Consider the following 17142-nt stretch of genomic DNA (forward strand, 5'->3'; position numbering starts at 1 on the left):
GTACGGGTCGGCGGCGACCGCTGTTCAGACGGCGGTGAGATCGTCACCGGAACGAGATCCGGTGCCGACCGGCCGCGTCCGGCGACCGCACGCACCCCAGTAGCCTGGGGCGATGCTCAAGGAAGTCATCGCGACGCGCTACATCACGCCCCTGCGTGAGGGCGGCTCGCTGCCGGGGCTCGTCGAGGCCGACGATCTCGGGACGTACGTCATGAAGTTCACCGGCGCCGGGCAGGGCCGCAAGACGCTTGTCGCGGAGGTCGTCTGCGGTGAACTCGCCCGTCGGCTGGGCCTGCGCGTGCCCGGCCTCGTGACGATCGGCCTCGACCCGGTGATGGGGCTCGGTGAGCCCGACCAGGAGGTGCAGGAGCTGCTCAAGTCCAGCGGCGGCACCAACCTCGGCATGGACTTCCTCTCCCGCGCGCTCGGCTTCGACCCGCTGGCCTTCACGGTGAGCCCCGAGGAGGCGGGCCGGGTCGTCTGGTTCGACGCACTGGTCAACAACGTCGACCGCTCCTGGCGCAACCCCAACATGCTGATGTGGCGCGGCGATCTATGGCTCATCGACCACGGCGCCACCATGATCTGGCACCACAACTGGCCCGGCGCACGGACCTCCGCCGCCAAGCCGTACGACGCCTCGGACCACGCGCTCGCGCCCTTCGCACCGGACGTCGCGGCCGCCGCGGCCGAGCTGGCCCCCCTGGTCACGGAGGACCTGCTCGCCGAGGTGACCGCCGAGATCCCGGAGGAGTGGCTGGCGGACGAACCCGGCTTCGAGTCCAGCGACGCGCTCCGCCGCGCCTACGCGGAGCCGCTCCTCGCCCGGGCCGTCGACATCCACGCGCGCGTGGAGCTCAAAAAGGGGGAGAAGTGAGCGAGCGGGACGTCTTCGAGTACGCGCTGCTGCGCGTGGTGCCGCGCGTCGAGCGCGGCGAGTGCTTCAACGCGGGAGTGCTGGTGTACTGCCGCGCCCAGTCCTTCGTCATGGTCCGCACGCATCTGGACGAGGCCAAGCTGCGGGCCCTGGATCCGGAGGCGGACGTGGCAGGCGTACGGGCCGCGCTCGGCGCGGTCGAGGGTGTCTGCGCCGGCGGGGCGGCGGCCGGGCAGGCGGCGCGCGACGATGCCGGGCGGCGTTTCCGCTGGCTGATCGCTCCCCGGTCCACGGTCGTCCAGCCGGGGCCCGTGCACACCGGGCTCACCGCCGACCCGCGGGCCGAGGTGGAGCGGCTGCTCGACCTGCTGGTCAGGTAGGGCCGCTCGGGTAATGGATCACACCCACCCCGTGTGCCGTTGACACCGAGTGCCAGGGCTTCTAGCGTCACCTCCACTGAAGGTACTAAGCGGTCGCTCACCGGACGGGCGTACCGTGTGAGCCGTAGGCAGGCTTTTCCAAGGGCGAGGAGAACCAGCAATGTCCACCACTGAGCAGCGCGTCGCCGTAGTCACCGGCGCCGCGCGCGGCATCGGTGCCGCGACCGCCGTACGACTGGCCGCCGAGGGCCGCGCCGTCGCGGTGATCGACCTCGACGAGGCCGCGTGCAAGGACACCGTGGAGAAGATCACCGCCGCCGGCGGCAAGGCCATCGCGGTGGGCTGCGACGTCTCCGACGAGGCCCAGGTCGAGGCCGCCGTCGCACGGATCGCCGAGGAGCTCGGTGCGCCGACGATCCTGGTGAACAACGCGGGCGTGCTCCGCGACAACCTGCTGTTCAAGATGAGCGCGTCCGACTGGGACACGGTCATGAACGTGCACCTGCGCGGCGCCTTCCTGATGGCCAAGGCCGTCCAGAAGCACATGGTGGACGCGAAGTTCGGCCGGATCGTGAACCTGTCGTCGTCCTCGGCGCTCGGCAACCGCGGTCAGGCCAACTACTCGACCGCCAAGGCCGGTCTGCAGGGCCTCACCAAGACCCTCGCGATCGAGCTCGGCAAGTTCGGCGTCACCGCCAACGCCGTCGCGCCCGGCTTCATCGTCACCGACATGACGGCCGCCACCGCCGCCCGGGTCGGCATGGGCTTCGAGGAGTTCCAGGCCGCCGCGGCGACCCAGATCCCCGTGCAGCGCGTGGGCTTCCCCGACGACATCGCCAACGCCATCGCCTTCTTCACTGCGGACAACGCCGGCTTCGTCTCGGGCCAGGTGCTGTACGTGGCCGGCGGACCGCTCAACTAGGGCCGGGGGACACGGACATGACTGCACTTCCCGAACTCTCCGGCAAGGTCGCCCTCGTCACGGGCGCTAGCCGCGGCATCGGCTACGGCGTCGCGGAGGCCCTGATCGCCCGCGGTGACCGCGTCTGCATCACCGGACGCAACGAGGACGCCCTCAAGGAGGCCGTCGAGGCGCTCGGCTCCGACCGCGTCATCGGCGTCGCGGGCAAGGCCCACGACGAGGCCCACCAGGCCACCGCCGTCGAGCGCACCATGGAGGCCTTCGGCCGCGTCGACTACCTGGTCAACAACGCCGGTACGAACCCGGTGTTCGGCCCGATGGCCGACCTCGACCTCAACGTGGCGCGCAAGGTCTACGAGACGAACGTGATCTCGGCGCTCGGCTTCGCCCAGCTGACCTGGAAGGCCTGGCAGAGCGAGAACGGCGGCGCGATCGTCAACATCGCCTCCGTCGCGGGCGTGGCCCCCTCGCCGTTCATCGGCGCGTACGGCATGAGCAAGGCAGCGATGATCAACCTGACCGTGCAGCTCGCGCACGAGTTCGCGCCCAAGGTGCGGGTCAACGCCATCGCGCCCGCCGTCGTGAAGACCAAGTTCGCGCAGGCCCTGTACGAGGGGCGCGAGGAGGAGGCGGCAGCGGCCTACCCCCTCGGCCGGCTCGGCGTGCCCGCGGACATCGGCGGCGCCGCCGCGTTCCTCACCTCGCAGCAGTCGGACTGGGTCACCGGCCAGACGCTCGTGGTCGACGGTGGCATCTTCCTCAACGCCGGGGTCGGCTGACCCTCGCGGCAACGTCGGCGCGGGCGCGCCCGGACAGAAAGCGCGTCCGCGCCGACGTACAACACGTACAACTCGACGCACAACCGGCGCACAGTCGTCTGACAACGTCGTCATAAGCGCGCTGATCAAGTGCCCCCGTTGGGAAGGGGTTCACCCGGCGGGGCTCTGCGGTATGGTCTGCCGACCCTTGGTATGGCAGATCGAGGAGCGAGCGCGTGTTCAACCGGAACCAATGTCTACGACAACTGGCGGCGATCACCTCCATATCCCTGGTGGCCGGATGCGGAGTGCTCTCCTCGGGATCGTCCGACGACAAGGGACCGATCGTCGTGGGCACGACCAGTGCCCCCAGCACACTGGATCCGGCCGCCTCCTGGGACGGCTCCTGGGAGCTGTTCCGCAACATCTACCAGACGCTGCTGAGTTACCCCTCCGGTGCGACGACGCCGCAGCCCGACGCGGCCGAGAGCTGCAAGTTCACGGACACCGCGAACCGCACCTACCGCTGCATCCTGCGCGCGGACATGAAGTTCTCCGACGGCGACACGCTCGACGCCCGGGCGGTCAAGCACTCCATCGACCGCATCAGGAAGATCAACGTGAGCGGCGGTCCCGCGGGCCTGCTGGGAAGCCTCGACCGGGTCCAGGTGCTGGGCACCCACGAGATCGTCTTCCACCTCAACAAGTCCGACGCGACCTTCCCGTTCGTCCTCGCGACGCCCGCCATGTCGATCGTCGACCCCGACGACTATCCCGCCGACGCCCTGCGCAAGGACGGCAAGGTCTTCGGGTCCGGGCCGTACAGCCTGAAGTCGTACGAGGACGGAAAGGAGGCCGAACTCGTCAGGAACGACCACTACAAGGGCTTCGCCCAGCTCAGGAACGACGCGGTGACCATCCGCTACTTCCAGAGTTCGGCCCCGATGGTCCAGGCCCTGAAGGACAAGAAGATCGACGTCACCTTGCGTGGCCTCGCCGCCTCGGACGTCGTCTCCCTCCAGAGCCATGCCTCGCAGCAGGGCCTCGAACTCGTCGAGGGCGCGGGGATCGAGATCAGCTACCTGGTGTTCAACCCGAAGGACCCGTGGGCCAGGAAGGTCGCGGTCCGCAAGGCGGTCGCGCAGATCGTCGACCGGGCGGCCATCGCGCACAAGGTCTACAAGGACACCGTCGACCCCTTGTACTCCATGGTCCCGAAGGGACTGGCGGGGCACACCACGGGCTTCTTCGACGACTTCGGCGAGCCCAGTTCCTCCAAGGCCCGCAAGCTCCTCCTGGAGGCGGGCATCACCGGCCACGTCCCCCTCACCCTCTGGTACACCACCGACCGGTACGGCTCCGAGACCCGACCCGAGTTCGAGGAACTGAAGCAGCAGCTCGAGGACTCCGGCCTCTTCAAGGTCACTCTCAAGGGCCGTCCGTGGAAGACGTACGAAGCGGGGTACCGCAAGGGCGAGTACCCGGTGTTCGGGCGCGGCTGGTTCCCCGACTTCCCGGACGCCGAGAACTTCATCGCGCCCTTCGTCGGCGAGCAGAACGCGCTCGGGACGCCCTACCCGTCCCCCAAGATCACCGACACCCTGCTGCCCGAGTCGCGCCGCGAGAGCGACCGGGGAGCCGTGGTCAAGGAGTTCGAGGAAGCCCAGCAGATCCTCGTCGACGACGCCCGGCTGCTGCCGCTGTGGCAGGGCAAGCAGTACCTCGCCGCGAGCGAGGAGATCGCTGGAGTCGAGCAGGCGCTTGACCCGTCGACGATCATGATGATGTGGGAGCTGTCCCGCAAGACCAGCTGGTAGCCCCGGCAGCCCGGGGGTCGGATCCGATTGTCAGTGGTCGCCTGTAGGTTCTGTGGCCTGGAAGTGATCGCACAACGGAGGAAGTTGACGTGACCGACACCGCCATGCTGCCCGAGTCCTGGCGCGGCGTCCTGGGCGACGAGCTGGAGCAGCCCTACTTCAAGGAACTCACCGAGTTCGTCGAGGAGGAGCGCGCGAAGGGCCCCGTCCACCCTCCGCGGGAGGAGGTCTTCGCCGCGCTCGACGCGACGCCGTACGAGCAGGTGAAGGTGCTGATCCTCGGTCAGGACCCGTACCACGGCGAGGGCCAGGGGCACGGTCTGTGCTTCTCCGTCCGGCCCGGTGTGAAGATCCCCCCGTCGCTGCGCAACATCTACAAGGAGATGAACGCGGAGCTGGGCACCCCCATCCCGGACAACGGCTATCTGATGCCGTGGGCCCAGCAGGGCGTCCTGCTGCTCAACGCGGTCCTCACGGTGCGCGGGGGCGAGGCCAACTCGCACAAGGCCAAGGGCTGGGAGCGGTTCACGGACGCGGTGATCCGCGCGGTGGCCGACCGCCCCGACCCGGCGGTCTTCGTACTGTGGGGCAACTACGCGCAGAAGAAGCTCCCGCTGATCGACGAGGAGCGGCACGCCGTGGTCAAGGGCGCGCACCCCTCGCCGCTGTCCGCGAAGAAGTTCTTCGGCTCGCATCCGTTCACGCAGATCAACGAGGCGGTCGCCAAGCAGGGGCACGACCCGATCGACTGGACCGTTCCGAACCTGGGCTGACCGGCTGACCAGCAAGCCGACGGGCCGGGACCGTCACCGGGCCGGGACGGCCATTGAGCCGGGACCGTCACGCCCGGGGCCTGTCCGCCGGACAGGCCCCGGGCCGGCGGTGCACGGAGCGGCCTGAGCGGGATTGCCGGTGGCTGCGGTTAGCGTCTGAAGGACAGTGACGAGCCTGGAGGACGCGGTGGCGGAGCAACAGGAGCAGGCGGCGCCGGACGCCGTGATGACCCGGATCGGTCAGGTCGTCATGCTGCACCACGGCGGTGACCGCGAGGAGGCTCGGGGCCGCTTCCTGGACCTGTGGGCGGAGATCGGGGAGGCCGGCGACCCGCTGCACCGCTGCATGCTCGCCCACTACATGGCGGACACCCAGGACGACCCCTCGGACGAACTCGCCTGGGATCTACGGGCGTTGTCGGCGGCCGACGAGCTCACCGACGGGCGGGTGGCCGAGCACCACCAGTCACTCGCGGTGCGCGCGTTCTACCCGTCGCTGCATCTGAACCTGGCCGCCGACTATGTGAAGCTCAACCGCTCCGAGGCCGCCCGCAGCCATCTGCGCCGGGCGCGCGGAGCGGTCGGCGCCCTCGGGGACGATCCCTACGGGGACGGCGTCCGGGCGGCGATCGGCCGCCTGGAGCTGAGGCTCGCAGCGGAGGACGGCACATCGGCGCAGGAGTCGCGGCCCTTCGACGGTCCCGGAGGGGAGACGCTCGGACCGCCGCGACAGAGGCCGTAGCGTCTCCCGGTCCTCAACCGTGCGCTGCCCTGTGGGCGCGTGCCGGACCGTTCGTCAACGGCCGTACGCCCCCTTGCAGATGACCGACTCCGGGCTGTCCGCCTTCCAGCCGCCGTACTTCCTGCCGAGGGCGCACACGTCCTGCTGGTTCATCGGGACGCCCTTGGGCACGGCCGGGCCGACGGTGTGCGGTGCGGGCCGGTGCGGCTCCCGCCTCTCCTTCGGCTTCGGGGCGGGGTGCCGGCGGCGCGGAGTGGTCCCTGACGCTTCTTCGGGTGCGGCTGCGGCTGGGTCCGCCGCCGGGTTCTTCGCCCGTGTGCCCGGCGACGGCTTCCGGGACGGTCCGATGAGTTCCAGCGCCTCCTTGGCCGGCGCCTGCACGATCTGCGGGTCTGGCTTCTGCGGCCCTGCCTTGCCGTCGGGGCGGGGTTCCGACGGCCGGGACGGCGCGGCCGACGGGCCGGGGACGAGTGGTCGCTGGACGGTCACACAGCCGGAGAGGGCGGTGACAGCCACGGTGACCAGGAGCGTTGCGGTGGTCCTCGTTCGATGCACCCGCGCAACTCTGCTGTGTCGGGACCGCTTTGGGGGAGCGGACAAGCGGAGGATGCCCCGCACGGGTGATCCTTCCGCTCCTCCGGAGGGCGCCGGTGCGTCCGGTGTGACGCCGGGCCTGGTAGCTGTGTACCGCCGGGCCCGGTCCCTGATCGCCGGTCCCTAGTCGCCGGTGGCGCCGTCGACGCGCTCCCGGAGCAGGTCGGCGTGACCGTTGTGGCGCGCGTACTCCTCGATCATGTGGGTGTAGATCCAGCGGAGGCTGAAGGGCTCGTCGGTGAACCGGCTCTTGCCCACGGAGGCGTCGTCCAGGGCGAAGCGCGCCGCGTTGCGCCGGGCGATCTCGATCTCGGCCTGCCAGGTGGCGTGGGCCTCCTCCCAGGTGTCTGCCTCGGTGAGATGGAACTCGCCGTCCGGGTCCTCGTCGCTGAAATAGATCGGCCCCGGGTTGTCGTCCACGAGGACCTTGCGGAACCAGCTCCGCTCCACCTCCGCCATGTGCCGCACGAGACCCAGCAGGGACAACTCGGAGGGCGGCACGGAAGCGGTTCTGAGCTGGGCGTCGTCCAGTCCCGCGCACTTCATCGCGAGGGTCCGGCGGTGGTAGTCGAGCCAGCCCTCCAGCATGGTGCGCTCGTCGGCGTTGTTCGCGGGTTCGGTGCGTTCGATGGTCATGGCCGCATCATCGCGGAGCGGGGTGGGGAGGGGCACGGTGTTTTCCGTGCGGCCCGCGACCGGGCCATCGAGGACGCGGTCGTGCTCGCCACCATCGCGGTCGTGCTCGCTGACCTTCGCGGTCGTGCTCGGCGGCCTCCGCGGTCGTGCTCGCCGGCCTTCGCCGACCGGCGGCCGCCGCAGCCGCCGTATGCTTCCGGTGAGGTCGAGATCCGGCCTGCACCCGGTGGCCTGAAACCCGGCGCGCACTCCCTGAGGAGACCCCTGTGAAGGTCGGCTGCATCGGACTCGGCGACATCGCGCAGAAGGCCTATCTGCCGGTCCTGGGCGCGCTGCCCGGGGTCGAGCTGCACCTCCAGACGCGGACGCCGGCGACCCTCGCCCGGGTCGCCGACACGCTCCACCTCCCCGACGCGCAGCGCCACACCGACCTCGGTGCTCTGCTCGCTCAGGGCCTCGACGCGGCGTTCGTGCACGCGCCCACCGCCGTGCACCCCGAGATCGTGACGCGGCTTCTGGAGGCGGGCCTACCGACCTACGTCGACAAGCCGCTCGCGTACGAACTCGCCGACTCCGAGCGTCTCGTGCGGCTCGCGGAGGAGCGGAACGTCAGCCTGGCCGTCGGCTTCAACCGCCGCTGCGCACCCGCGTACGCGCAGTGCGCCGACCACCCGCGCGAGCTGATCCTGATGCAGAAGAACCGCATCGGGCTGCCCGAGGAGATCCGCTCGATGATCCTCGACGACTTCATCCACGTCGTGGACACCCTGCGGTTCCTGGTGCCCGGGCCGGTCGACGACGTGACCGTGCGGGCCCGGGTCGAGGACGGGCTGCTGCACCACGTCGTGCTGCAACTCGCCGGGGACGGCTTCACGGCGCTCGGCGTGATGAACCGGCTCAGTGGGTCCGCCGAGGAGATCCTGGAGGTCTCCGGGCAGGACACGAAGCGTCAGGTGCTCAACCTCGCCGAGGTCGTCGATCACAAGGGGCAGCCGACCGTGCGGCGGCGCGGGGACTGGGTGCCGGTGGCCCGGCAGCGCGGCATCGAGCAGGCGGTGCTCGCTTTCCTCGACGCCGTCCGCGCGGGCAAGGTGCTCAGCGCCCGGGACGCGCTGGCGACTCATGAACTGTGCGAGCGGGTGGTACGGGCGATCCAGGAGCGGTCCGCCGCAGCCTGAGGGTCCGGGCGCCCTCCGTGGCGCACAGGGCGGCCAGCACCAGCAGGGCTCCGTGCACCGGCCAGTCGCCGTACCGGACGTACGGGGTGACACCGCGTGCCAGCGGCACGTCGTACACCGCCGACGCGCTCGCCCCCGTACCGAGCCAGGAGCCGACGCGCTCGCCGCTCGGACCGTAGACGGCGGAGACACCGGTCAGCGTCGCGTGCACCATCGGACGGCCGGTCTCGGCGGCCCGCAGCGCCGCCAGCGACGCGTGCTGCTCCGGGGCCCAGCTCTGCTGGAACGACGACGTCGACGACTGCGCGAGGAGCACCTCGGCGCCGTCCTGGGCGAGATGCCGGCTCATGTCGGGGAACGCCGACTCGAAGCACACCATCGGGCCGATGCGCAGCCCGTGTCCGACGTCCATCACCACCTGCTCGGTGCCACGCCTGCGGTCCTCGCCCGCCGCCTTGCCGACCGAGGTCGCCCAGCCGAGCAGGGAACGCGCGGGGACGTACTCGCCGAAGGGGACCAGCCGCATCTTGTCGTAGCGGTCGCCGGTCGGGCCCTGCGGCCCCACCAGGACCGAACTCTTGTAGATCCCGGGCCGGTCGGAGCGGCGGGCGTCGACGTTCACGAGTATGTCGGCGTTGAGCTCACGAGAGAGTCTGGAAATCCGACTAGCCAGGTCGGGGCGGTCGGCGAGGTCGAAACCGACACTGCTCTCGCCCCAGACGATCAGATCCACGTCCTGACCGGCCAGCGCGCGGGTGAGCTTCTCCTCGCGGGCGAAGCGCTTGTCGCCGCTGCCGATGCCGTCGACGACACCGGGCTGTACGACGGCGATCCGCACCCGGCCGTCCGCCTCCGGACGCGGCGCCCATGCCCAGGCCGCCGATGTCGCGGCGGCCGTGGCGACCAACCCCGCCACGGCCGGGACGGCCACGGCGGGGATACGGGACTCACGCACCGACACGAGTACGGCGACCGCGACGTTGATCGCGACCACCAGGAAGCTGAGCAGCCACACCCCGCCGACCGAGGCGAGCCGCAGCGCGGGCTCCACCTGCCACTGACTCGACCCGAGCAGGCCCCACGGCCCGCCCAACCCCTGCCAGGACCTGACGAGTTCGACCATCAGCCAGCCCGACGGCAGCACCACGAGCGCGGCCACGACCTGGCCGGGGGACGGAGCACGCGCGCCTCGACGGGCCGACGTCACGCCCACGGCCTGTCCAGCCGACGACGGCGGCCCCGCGAGGAACCGTCGTACGAGCCAGCCCCAGGGGGCCCACAGCGCGCCGAGGAGCGCCGCGATGATCACGGTGAAGACATGCAGGCTCGGCAGCAGCCAGTGGTGCACGGCCAGCATGAACCCGAACCCGCCCAGCCATCCGTCGTACGCGGCCCGCCGTCCCGTCGGCGCCGAGCGGATCAGCAGGATCCACGGCACCAGGGCGACGTACGCGAACCACCACAAGGACGGGGCCGGGAAGGCGAACACGGGGAGGGCGCCGGCCAGCGCCGCGAGCGTGCCACGCCGCCATGGGGAGTCGAGCCAGCTCCTGGGCATTTTCATACGGCGCCTCCCTACACCCCATGGGTGCCTTCAGTGTGCGCGCCGGAGACGATCTCCGACAGGGGGCATTCTCCGGCGGGGCGCCTGTTGGTGGGGCGCGCGTCGGACCGGCGCGCGTCGGCGGGCGCCTGTTCAGGAGGGCGCCGGCTCCGGAGGGTGCTGCGCGGTGCGGCGCCACTTCTCCTGGACGACCACGGCGCGCAGCCGCCAGCCCTCGTCGGTACGCAACAGCCCGAACGCGTAGCGGCCGCCGCACACGAAGTCGGGCGCCGTGGACGCCGCGTCGTGCCCCGCGAACCGCATCGGATTGACATAGTCGGCCTGGATCCGGGCCGTGTCGCCGGTGTCTCCGTCCAGGATCTCGAACCGCAGGAGCCGGTTGATGATCAGATGCTGGCGCATGGGAAACAACTGCATGCTCTGCGCGAGCCACCCCGAGACCTCGGCGGCGTCTCCTTCGATGCCACCGGCCGAGCGGTAGTCGGCCCGTCCGTCCGGCGTGAACAGCCTTCGGTAGGCCTCCCAGTCACCGTCGTCCACCGCCACTGCGTACTCGGTGACGATGTCGTCGACGGCCAACCGGTCCATCACCGTCGCAAGCTCCACACGCTGCGTCATCGGCACAGTGTTGGCCACGGAGCGTGTCGCGCCAAGAGGGCGCGCAATGATATTCGTTGGCCGGGACCGGTTCCCACACCGCACGCTGGTACCCGTGAACGATCAATCCGCTGATCGGGCCACCGGTCGAGCCTCCGACCGACCGCCCGCCGCAGAGCCCACCTTCCGCGTCCGAGCACGCCATACGCCCTCCACGATCACCGTCTACCAGGCGTACGCCCCCGCGATCGGCCGGCCCGCCGCCCGGGACAACCGCTTCCCGGCGGCCTGGAAGCGCGACCGGATGACGTGGATCAAGCCCTCGTTCCTCTGGATGATGTACCGCTGCGGTTGGGGTACCAAGGAGAGCCAGGAGACCGTGCGGGCCGTGGAGATTCGCCGTGAGGGCTTCGAGTGGGCGTTGCGGAACGCCTGCCTCTCGCACTACGTGCGGGGGCTGCATGCGGACGCGGGCGACTGGAAGCGGCAGTTGAAGAGGGCGCCCGCTCGGGTCCAGTGGGACCCCGAGCGAGATCTTCGGCTGAACCCGCTGCCGTACCGATCGCTGCAGTTGGGGCTCGCGGGCGAGGCGGCTGCACGGTTCGCGGACGAGTGGATCGTGGGGATCGATGACGTGACGCCGCTTGCGACGGAGATCCACGCTTTCGTACGCCGGGGAACTCGACCGCGCGGCGGCGCTGTTGCCCGAGGAACGTCCTTACCCACTCGACGGCGACGTCCTGGAGCATCTGCGGTCATAGGCCGACCCCCGAAGATCGGGGCGGTGAGTCGTCACGCCCTCAGGTCCTGGGGTCTTAGTGCTGGTGTGGCGCCGGAGTCGCGGCTCAGGCCGCCTTGATGACCTCTCCCCGTATCGCGGCGGCCCATTCCACGACCAGCAGTTCGTACTCGGCGCGCTCCTGGGCGGACAGCGTGCCACTGGTGCGCATCCACAGCGCGCGAATCTGTTCGTTTAACGCCGCCGCAGAACGCACGGAACCAGAGGAGATCGAGTCGGGGGACATGGCCACAAGCCTAGGGGCAAGGACTGACACTGCGCTACCAGTCGGCTACTCATCACGTATGTGGTTGGTCACGGCCGGCGGCGCCGGGATCAGTCGACCCGGGTCTCACCCCCGTTCCGCCCAGGCGCGCGACCACGCGAGCAGAGGCTGCATCGCGGCCACCAAGTCGTCGCCCAGCGGGGTGAGTTGCCAGGTCGACGCGGCCGTCACGGTGGTGATGCCCGCCTCACGGAGTTCCGTGAGGCGGGTGGACAGGACGCTGGAGGACATGTCGTCGCAGCGGCGCTGGAGATCGCGGAAGCCGAGCGCGGCGCCGCCCCGGTGCAGTTCCCAGATGATGCGCAGGGCCCAGCGTCTGCCGAGGAGATCGAGGGCCGCCATGACGGGACGGCCGGTCGTCGAGCCGCGTACCGGGCGGCCGGGGGTCGGTGTCCCGGAGGCGAGGGGATGCGGATCCGGGTCGGGGTTCGTGGCCAAGTGTGTGCCTCTCGAACGGAGTCGATCAACGCCTGCTCAAGCCTCACTCTTGCGCTTCGATTTCAGAAGCGCAAGAGTTCTGGTCATGAAGCAGCGCATCGACGGCGTCACGCCGCCCTACGAGCCGGAAACCGACCGCGCGTTGCACCGGTGGATGCCGCCCGGTGTCGCCCGCGAGCCCCTGATGCTGTTCAAGGTCCTGGAACGCCACCCCGAACTGGCCTCGCGCATGCGGGCACTCGGCGCGGGACTCCTCGTCCACGGGCGCCTGAGCGACGCCGACCGGGAACTCGTGATCGCCCGTGTCACCGCCCGCAGCGGCTGTGCCTACGAGTGGGGCGTCCACATCGCGACCTACGCCGAAGCGGCCGGACTCACCGCCGAACAGGTCGCCCTCACCGCGACCGGCGCTCCCGACGACCCGGCCTGGTCCGCCCGGCAGTCGGCGCTGCTGCACGCCGTGGACGAACTCCACGCCGGCTCGCAGCTGAGCGACGCCGCATGGAGCGGCCTGCGCGCTCATCTCGACGAGCGCGAGTCCCTGGAACTGCTGGTCCTCGCGGGCTGGTACCGCACCATCGCGTACGTCGCGAACGGCGTGCGGGTGGAGGGGGAACCCTGGGCGGCGGCGTTTCCGGCGGCCTCCTCGGACGGGCCTGGGTTCCCGGACGGGCGTTAGCCCGCAGACTCCGCCGCGTGCGGGCTCAGCGCGCCCGTCGCCACCAGCGCGATGATCACGATGCCGAGCGCGATCCGGTACCAGACGAACGGCATGAAGCTCTTGTGCGAGATGAACTTCATGAACCACGCAATGACGGCATAACCGACCGCGAACGCGATGATCGTCGCGAAGATGGTCGGACCCCACGAGACATGGCCCTCTTCGGCGGCGTCCTTCAACTCGAAGGTGCCGGAGGCGAGTACGGCCGGCATGGCGAGGAGGAAGGAGTAACGGGCCGCCGCCTCGCGGGTGTAGCCCATGAAGAGGCCGCCGCTGATGGTCGCGCCGGACCGGGAGACGCCCGGGACCAGCGCCATCGCCTGGCAGACGCCGTAGAGCAGGCCGTCCTTGGTGTTGAGGTCCACGAGCGTCTTGCGCTGCTTGGCCGCGCGGTGCCTGCCGCCCGTCTCGTCGCGCGCCGCGAGCCGGTCGGCGATGCCGATGACCACGCCCATGACGATCAGCATCGTCGCGGTGACCCGCAGATCGCGGAACGGACCCTCGATCTGATCCTTGAGCGTCACGCCGAGCACGCCGATCGGAATCGAGCCGACGATCACCAGCCAGCCCATCTGCGCGTCGTGATCGCTGCGCATCGCCTTGTTCGTCAGGGAGCGGGACCACGCCGCGAGAATCCGCCCGACGTCCTTGCGGAAGTAGATCAGCACCGCGGCCTCCGTGCCGAGCTGCGTGATCGCCGTGAATGCCGCCCCCGGGTCCTCCCAGCCCGCGAACGCCGCGGTCAGCCGCAGATGCGCGCTGGAGGAGACGGGCAGGAATTCGGTCAGCCCCTGGACGAGTCCGAGGATGAGGGATTCAAACCAAGACATGAAGTTACGTGATCCAAGTGCTGATCGTCGAAGGGGCGACGGAGGCGGGCGGCGGGCGCGCCGGATCGCGCGCGGTGATCAAGGGTGTTGTGGGGAAGCGTAGCGTCCCGCCGTTACAGGCCCGCCACAGGGGTTTCGCAGGCGGAGAGGGCGGAGGCCGGCCCGGCGACCCGGAGTCGCGGAGTCCACGGTGTTGACCAGCGGCGGAGTGCCGCATACGTTGCAGCAGAAGAGAAAGCGCTTGCTGTCGCCGGGTCCTCCGGAGTCACCATGCGTTGGCCGACGTCTGACGTCACGTCCTCACGTCCGATGGAGCGCTGATCACGTCCATGAGCACACCCCGCAACGCAACCACCCCCGAGACCGCGACAGACAGACGCCCCGCCTCCTCGTTCGACGGCCGCCGCATCCGGGCCGCCGTCATCGGCGCGGGCGCCATCGCGCGCGGTTCCCACCTGCCCGCACTCGCCGCCCTCGCCGACGAGGGCGAGACGGAGATCGTCGCCGCGGTCGACATCGACGGCGACGCGGTGAAGGCGCTCTGCGCGGACGCGGGCATCCCGCACGCGTACACCGACCTGGACCGCATGCTCGAGGAGCAGCGCCCCGACCTGGTCACCATCTGCACCCCGCCCACCGTGCACCGCGCGCAGACCGTCGCCGCGCTGCGCGCCGGCGCCTGGGTGTGGTGCGAGAAGCCGCCGGTCCCGACGCTCGCCGACTTCGACGCCATCGAGGCGGAGGAGGGCCTGGGCGGCGGACCGTACGCGGCGATCGTCTTCCAGCACCGGTTCGGCTCGGGCGCCCGGCACGTGAAGCGACTGATCGCGGAGGAGGCCATGGGCCGGCCGCTCGTCGCGCACTGCCAGACCACCTGGTACCGCGACACCGCCTACTACGCCGTCCCCTGGCGCGGCCGCTGGCAGACGGAGGGCGGCGGGCCCGCCATGGGACACGGCATCCACCAGATGGATCTGCTCCTCGACCTGATGGGGCCGTGGAGCGAGGTGCGGGCCATGGCCGGGCGCCTGGTGCACGACGTGGAGACGGAGGACGTCTCGACGGCACTGGTGCGCTTCGGGAACGGGGCACTGGCCACCGTCGTCAACAGCGTCCTGAGCCCCGACGAGGTGAGCCGCATCCGCATCGACTGCGAACGCGCCACCGTCGAACTCACCCACCTCTACGGACACAGCAACGCGCACTGGCGCATCACTCCGGCGCCGGGCGTGCCGGAGGAGGACGTGGCGGCCTGGCGGGACTTCGGTGCGGATGTGCCGAGTTCGCACCTCGCGCAGTTGCGGGACCTGGTCGCGAGCATGCGCGCGGGCGAGCGGCCGCGCAGCAGCGGCGCCGACGGGCGCACCAGCCTGGAGCTGATCACCGCCCTCTACAAGTCGGCGTTCACGGACACGACCGTGCATGCCGGGGACATCGGTCCGGGGGACTCGTACTACGACGCCCTGCACGGGGGCGCGCCGGGCTGGGCACCGGTCACGTCCGAGGTCGCCGGGCCGTCGGTGCCCGTCAGCGAGGGGGAGGTGCCGGCATGACCGGTCGCGGGGGTCTGCGCGTCGTCCACACGCACGGCGAGCGCATCACGATCAGCGACGTCACCACGGGCGTCGAGCTGCTGAGTTACGTCTACCGGCCGGAGGCCGCCTGGGAGGCTCCGAAGCCGTATCTGCACCCGCTGCGGACGCTCGCGGGCACCGCGGTCACGGACTACCGGCCCAACGACCACCGCTGGCACAAGGGCCTGCAGATGACGGTCTCGCACCTCTCGGGCCAGAACCTGTGGGGCGGCAACACATACGTTCATGGAGAGGGATATCTCGAACTCCCCGAGCGGGTCGGGTCGATGGCGCACATCGCCTTCGACGAGGTGGCCACGGCGGACGGCCGCGCGGTCATCGCCGAACGCCTCACCTGGCATCCGTACGACGGTGATCTGTGGGCCGAGGAGGAGCGCCGTATCGAGGTGCACGACGTCGATCCGGCCTCGGGTTCCTGGGCGTTGACCTGGACCACCGCCGTCACCAACCGGCGCGAGGAGCCGCTGCGCTTCGGCAGCCCGACCACCGCGGGACGCGAGATGGCGGGTTACACGGGCCTGTTCTGGCGTGGCCCGCGCGCCTTCCGGGACGGGCGGGTCATCGGACCCGACTCCGAGGGTCCCGAGTTGATGGGGCAACAGGCCCCGTGGCTCGCCTACTCGGGCGAGCACGACGGCGCCGACGGCCACGCCACGCTCGTCTTCGTGCATGCCCCCGAGAACGACCACGCCGGGGCGGCGGGCGCCCACCCGGCCCACTGGTTCGTGCGCAACGAACCGTTCGCCGCCGTCGCCCCCTCCCTCGCCTTCTTCGACGAACTGGAACTCGCCCCCGGCGAGACACTCACCCGCCGCTACCGCGTGGTCGTGGCGGAGGGTGCCTGGGAGCGCGAGGAGGTCGCCAAGTACCTGGAGGCGCACCCGTGGTGAGCCCGCGCGCGGGAACGGACGCGCAGGGCGGCGCCGACGCGCGCCCCGGTTTCGCCGGGCTGCCGGGCGCCGTGGCCGTGTCGCACCTGTCCGTCTACGACTGGCCCGCGGCGGACGGCGTCTGCGGGGGAACTCCCCATATGCACCTGACCTGTTCGGAGGCGTACGTCGTCACCGGCGGGCGTGGGGCGGTGCAGACGCTGACCGCCGCCGGGTACGAGGTCACGCCGCTCGCGCCCGGCACGGTCGCCTGGTTCACGCCCGGCACCATCCACCGACTGGTCAACGAGGACGACCTGCGCATCACGGTCCTCATGCAGAACAACGGACTGCCGGAGGCGGGCGACGCCGTGCTCACACTGCCGCCGTGGTATCTGACCGACCCCGAGACGTACGCGAGCGCCACGGTCATCCCGGCGGACGCGCCCGAGGCGGAGCGCGAGCGGATCGCACGCGCCCGGCGCGACCTCGCCCTGGAGGGCTACCGCGCGCTTCGCGAGGCCGAGGGACCCGAGCCGCTCGCCGCGTTCCACCGGGCCGCGGCCGCGCTGGTACGACCCCGGCTCGCCGACTGGCGTGAGCGCTGGCACCGCGGCGCCGAGGCCGCCGCCGCTGCCACCGGCGAGCAGCTCGACCGCCTGGAGCGCGGCGACACATCCCACCTCGCCGACGCCGCCGTACGAGCCGAACAGCCGTCCGCGTACGGCCGGTTCGGGATGTGCGGACGGCTCGACGTCTACGACGGGACCGTCTGACGCCTGTCGGC

Annotated in this window: 19 protein-coding genes and 1 pseudogene; 13 read left to right on the top strand and 7 right to left on the bottom strand. The window is 70.8% G+C overall.

The features are described 5' to 3' along the window. Positions 1-112: 112 nt before the first annotated feature. The 7 genes from AB5J56_RS37850 to AB5J56_RS37880 all read left to right on the top strand — a co-directional run bounded on the left by AB5J56_RS37850 (position 113) and on the right by AB5J56_RS37880 (position 6269). Positions 113-877: a HipA family kinase gene (locus tag AB5J56_RS37850; RefSeq protein WP_369239755.1), complete on the top strand. Its 765-nt coding sequence runs from the start codon at positions 113-115 to the stop codon at positions 875-877. Continuing rightward, positions 874-1257, top strand: coding sequence for a DUF3037 domain-containing protein (locus AB5J56_RS37855; protein WP_369239757.1), 384 nt, complete (start codon positions 874-876; stop codon positions 1255-1257). The genes AB5J56_RS37850 and AB5J56_RS37855 overlap by 4 nt, the downstream gene beginning before the upstream one ends. Before the next feature lie 160 nt (positions 1258-1417). Next, positions 1418-2179, top strand: a complete 762-nt coding sequence (gene fabG / locus AB5J56_RS37860) for a 3-oxoacyl-ACP reductase FabG (RefSeq protein WP_369239759.1) — start codon at positions 1418-1420, stop codon at positions 2177-2179. Between the two features lie 17 nt (positions 2180-2196). Continuing rightward, on the top strand, positions 2197-2958 hold the full coding sequence (locus tag AB5J56_RS37865) for an SDR family oxidoreductase (RefSeq protein WP_369239761.1): 762 nt from the start codon (positions 2197-2199) through the stop codon (positions 2956-2958). Between the two features lie 215 nt (positions 2959-3173). Then, entirely contained in the window at positions 3174-4754 is a 1581-nt protein-coding gene (locus tag AB5J56_RS37870) for an ABC transporter substrate-binding protein (RefSeq protein ID WP_369239763.1), read from the top strand. A gap of 89 nt (positions 4755-4843) precedes the next feature. After that, the gene (gene ung / locus AB5J56_RS37875; protein WP_369239765.1) at positions 4844-5527 is read left to right on the top strand and encodes a uracil-DNA glycosylase; all 684 of its coding nucleotides are present in this window, start codon (positions 4844-4846) and stop codon (positions 5525-5527) included. Positions 5528-5714: 187 nt separating this feature from the next. Continuing rightward, positions 5715-6269 carry a hypothetical protein gene (locus tag AB5J56_RS37880; protein ID WP_369243034.1) on the top strand — a complete coding sequence of 185 codons (555 nt, stop codon included), beginning with the start codon at positions 5715-5717 and terminating at the stop codon, positions 6267-6269. A 54-nt stretch (positions 6270-6323) separates the two neighbouring features. Here the strand turns inward: AB5J56_RS37880 and AB5J56_RS37885 are convergent, their stop codons facing one another. Both AB5J56_RS37885 and AB5J56_RS37890 read right to left on the bottom strand, forming a co-directional pair. Continuing rightward, complete coding sequence (locus AB5J56_RS37885; protein ID WP_369239767.1) at positions 6324-6824, bottom strand: hypothetical protein; 501 nt, start codon at positions 6822-6824, stop codon at positions 6324-6326. A 162-nt stretch (positions 6825-6986) separates the two neighbouring features. After that, positions 6987-7499 (bottom strand): DinB family protein, encoded by a 513-nt coding sequence (locus tag AB5J56_RS37890; RefSeq protein ID WP_369239769.1) that lies wholly within the window; start codon positions 7497-7499, stop codon positions 6987-6989. A 266-nt stretch (positions 7500-7765) separates the two neighbouring features. Here AB5J56_RS37890 and AB5J56_RS37895 point away from each other — a divergent pair, with 266 nt between their 5' ends. After that, a complete protein-coding gene (locus tag AB5J56_RS37895) occupies positions 7766-8677 on the top strand; it encodes a Gfo/Idh/MocA family protein (protein WP_369239771.1) in 912 nt (303 codons plus the stop codon). Here AB5J56_RS37895 and lnt read toward each other — a convergent pair. Then, positions 8595-10241, bottom strand: coding sequence for an apolipoprotein N-acyltransferase (gene lnt, locus AB5J56_RS37900; protein WP_369239773.1), 1647 nt, complete (start codon positions 10239-10241; stop codon positions 8595-8597). The two genes, AB5J56_RS37895 and lnt, sit on opposite strands and share 83 nt — an antisense overlap. 132 nt (positions 10242-10373) lie before the next feature. Further along, complete coding sequence (locus AB5J56_RS37905; protein WP_369239775.1) at positions 10374-10859, bottom strand: nuclear transport factor 2 family protein; 486 nt, start codon at positions 10857-10859, stop codon at positions 10374-10376. A 196-nt stretch (positions 10860-11055) separates the two neighbouring features. On the opposite strand from AB5J56_RS37905, the pseudogene AB5J56_RS37910 reads away from it, so the two are divergent. Beyond that, positions 11056-11599, top strand: a pseudogene (locus tag AB5J56_RS37910) (DUF4291 domain-containing protein). A gap of 84 nt (positions 11600-11683) precedes the next feature. Here the strand turns inward: AB5J56_RS37910 and AB5J56_RS37915 are convergent. Both AB5J56_RS37915 and AB5J56_RS37920 read right to left on the bottom strand, forming a co-directional pair. Beyond that, the gene (locus AB5J56_RS37915; protein ID WP_369239777.1) at positions 11684-11863 is read right to left on the bottom strand and encodes a hypothetical protein; all 180 of its coding nucleotides are present in this window, start codon (positions 11861-11863) and stop codon (positions 11684-11686) included. 105 nt (positions 11864-11968) lie between these two features. Next, the gene (locus tag AB5J56_RS37920; RefSeq protein ID WP_369239779.1) at positions 11969-12340 is read right to left on the bottom strand and encodes a winged helix-turn-helix transcriptional regulator; all 372 of its coding nucleotides are present in this window, start codon (positions 12338-12340) and stop codon (positions 11969-11971) included. Positions 12341-12425: 85 nt separating this feature from the next. Between AB5J56_RS37920 and AB5J56_RS37925 the strand changes: the two genes are divergently transcribed. Continuing rightward, positions 12426-13019, top strand: a complete 594-nt coding sequence (locus AB5J56_RS37925; RefSeq protein ID WP_369239781.1) for a carboxymuconolactone decarboxylase family protein — start codon at positions 12426-12428, stop codon at positions 13017-13019. Here AB5J56_RS37925 and AB5J56_RS37930 read toward each other — a convergent pair. Beyond that, positions 13016-13891, bottom strand: coding sequence for an undecaprenyl-diphosphate phosphatase (locus tag AB5J56_RS37930; RefSeq protein ID WP_369239783.1), 876 nt, complete (start codon positions 13889-13891; stop codon positions 13016-13018). The genes AB5J56_RS37925 and AB5J56_RS37930 overlap by 4 nt on opposite strands. A gap of 329 nt (positions 13892-14220) precedes the next feature. On the opposite strand from AB5J56_RS37930, the gene AB5J56_RS37935 reads away from it, so the two are divergent. From AB5J56_RS37935 to AB5J56_RS37945, 3 genes are read left to right on the top strand one after another with little or no spacing between them, the layout of a single operon-like run. Further along, positions 14221-15444 carry a Gfo/Idh/MocA family protein gene (locus AB5J56_RS37935; protein WP_369239785.1) on the top strand — a complete coding sequence of 408 codons (1224 nt, stop codon included), beginning with the start codon at positions 14221-14223 and terminating at the stop codon, positions 15442-15444. After that, complete coding sequence (locus AB5J56_RS37940; protein WP_369239787.1) at positions 15441-16376, top strand: PmoA family protein; 936 nt, start codon at positions 15441-15443, stop codon at positions 16374-16376. Before AB5J56_RS37935 ends, AB5J56_RS37940 begins: the two co-directional genes overlap by 4 nt. Continuing rightward, on the top strand, positions 16373-17131 hold the full coding sequence (locus tag AB5J56_RS37945) for a cupin domain-containing protein (RefSeq protein ID WP_369243036.1): 759 nt from the start codon (positions 16373-16375) through the stop codon (positions 17129-17131). The genes AB5J56_RS37940 and AB5J56_RS37945 overlap by 4 nt, the downstream gene beginning before the upstream one ends. Positions 17132-17142 lie beyond the last annotated feature (11 nt).

Source organism: Streptomyces sp. R21, assembly GCF_041051975.1.
Taxonomy (GTDB): domain Bacteria; phylum Actinomycetota; class Actinomycetes; order Streptomycetales; family Streptomycetaceae; genus Streptomyces.